Genomic DNA, 2,064 nt, shown 5'->3' on the forward strand with positions numbered 1-2,064 from the left:
CTCCAGACGTCCACCCGCTGGTCGGTGAGCGGCCCGTCGAGGGGGCTGCGGGAGAGGCCGCGCGGGTCGTAGGTGACGACGGTGTACCGGGCGGCGAGTTCGGCGTACATGCCCGCGTACATTCCGGCGTCGCCGGCGCCGCCCGGGAGGAGCAGCAGGACGGGGCCGCTGCCGCGGACTTCGTGGTGGAGGGTGGCGCCGGGGACGGCGAGGGTGCCCGTCCGGGTGATGGTGGTGGCGGTGGTCATCGGGGGCTCCGGTCGGGTCGGGCGGGCCAGTTCTCGAGCAGGACGTGGAGTGCGTCGAGCGAGCGGTCCCAGGATTCCTGGACGGTGCGGGGGTGGCCGAAGCCGCCGCTGAGTTCGAGGTGGATGTAGCCGTGGAAGGCGGCGCGCAGCAGCCGGCCGGCGTCGGTGAGGTCGGGCTCGGCGAGGCCGTAGGCGCGGAGCATGCCGTAGGTGAGGCCGGCGCTGCGGCGGACGACGGCCGAGTCGGCGATCTCCTCGGGGGTGAACTGCAGTTGGGTGGCGGCGTAGCGGCCGGGGTGGGCGAGGGCGTACTGCCGGTAGGCGTCGGCGAAGGCGACCAGGGCGTCCTTGCCGGCCCGGCCGGCCACGGCGGCGGCGATGCGGTCGGTCATCTCCGCGCCGCCGAGCAGGGCGATCCGGACGCGCAGCTCCCGGAGGTTCTTGATGTGGGAGTAGAGGCTGGCGTCCTTGACGCCGAAGTGCCGGGCGAGCGCGGAGACGGTGACGCGGTCGAGTCCGACCTCGTCGGCCATCTCCGCGGCCGCCTCGGTGAGCTTCGCCGCCGTGAGTCCGGCACGCACCATCGCCCGACCGCCTTTCCTAGGGTCTCTAGGTTTTAAGCTAGCACCCCGAGGAAGCGGGCGGCGGGCGTTTCTCCGGGCGCGGGTCAGTCCACCGGGCGCAGCTCGGGGAACCGGTCGGTGGGGCGGTCGAGCAGCCCGCCGTCCCGGTGGCGCAGGGTCCGGTCGAAGAAGGCCGCGGTGCAGGCCCGCTCGGCGGCGACGGCCCGCTCCGGGTCGACCGTGCCGATCAGGTCGGCGGCGGTGCCGGGCGGCAGGTCCAGCTGCCGGGCGAGCTGCGGCACGATCGACTCCAGGTCGGTGTAGCTGCCGTGCGCCGCGCCGGTCAGGGTGAGGTCGCGGTGCCAGCCGGTGCTGTGCTGCCAGAGCGCGCCCCAGGACGGGTTGGTGCGGTGGTCGTTGCCCTCGCTGCCCATCAGCAGGAAGGGCCGGTCGAGGCCGTCGGCGGCGACGGTCGACGGGTGCGCCGGGTCGTGGTCGTCGCCAACGTAGCCAATCACGCCGTCCAGGTTCTCGCCGGCCGCGATCCGCGGGTCGTCGTGCATCGTCTGCAGGGCGGTGAAGCCGCCGGCCGACTGGCCGAACATGCCGATGCGGCCCGGGTCGAGCACCGCACCGAGGCCCTGCGGCAACCGCCGGTGCTCGGCGTCCGGGTTGCGGCCGGCCGCGAGCGCGCCGACCTGGTCCAGCACGAAACGGGTGTCCGCGACCCGGACGTCGACGAGCTTGCGCAGCAGCGCGGTGAGCTTCGCCTCCGCCTTCACCGGGTCCGGGTCCTGGACGGCGGCGACCTCGGCGTCCATCCGGCTCGCCGCCACCCGGCCGCCGGGGAACTCCACGGCCGGCGCCTCGTAGGTGTGGTCGACCGTCACCACGACGTACCCGCGGGAGGCGAGGTCGTCGCCCAGGGTGGTGCCGAACGCGGCCGGGTCACCGCCGCCGGGCGAGTACAGCACCACCGGGCGCGGCCCGCCGCGGAGGTCCGCGGGGGCGCCCTCGTGCGCATGGGTGCGGGTCTGTGCCCAGGCCACCCGGTCCATCGGCAGGCCGCCGCCGTTGCGGTACATCGTCTCGAAGACGGCCGCCGCCGCGGCCGGCATCTGCGGGGCGGTGGGGTAGTGCCCGGCGTCCCGGGCCGGGTAGCGGACGGTCACCATCACCTCGCGCGGGCCGGACCCGGTCCACGGCTCGGGCCTGGCCGGGTCCACCAGGTGCAGCGACACGGTGCCGACCGG

The 2,064-nt window shown here is 75.2% G+C and carries 2 protein-coding genes and 1 pseudogene; all 3 read right to left on the reverse strand.

Annotated features, from left to right (window positions below; translation table 11 throughout):
• Window positions 1-248, reverse strand: a pseudogene (locus tag ABZ641_RS34625) (alpha/beta hydrolase); the annotation flags it as partial.
• The gene (locus tag ABZ641_RS34630; protein ID WP_344622372.1) at window positions 245-832 is read right to left on the reverse strand and encodes a WHG domain-containing protein; all 588 of its coding nucleotides are present in this window, start codon (window positions 830-832) and stop codon (window positions 245-247) included. The pseudogene ABZ641_RS34625 and the gene ABZ641_RS34630, both read right to left, overlap by 4 nt.
• A gap of 83 nt (window positions 833-915) precedes the next feature.
• Window positions 916-2,064, reverse strand: a 1,149-nt coding sequence (locus ABZ641_RS34635; protein ID WP_359988325.1) for a hydrolase, incomplete at its 5' end; no start/stop codon positions are given.

Source organism: Kitasatospora sp. NPDC007106 (assembly GCF_040634455.1).
Classification (GTDB): domain Bacteria; phylum Actinomycetota; class Actinomycetes; order Streptomycetales; family Streptomycetaceae; genus Kitasatospora; species Kitasatospora arboriphila.

Excerpts from the sequence above, each read along its gene's own strand:
- ABZ641_RS34630 (WP_344622372.1), bottom strand. The coding sequence starts at position 832 with ATGGTGCGTGCCGGACTCACGGCGGCGAAGCTCACCGAGGCGGCCGCG.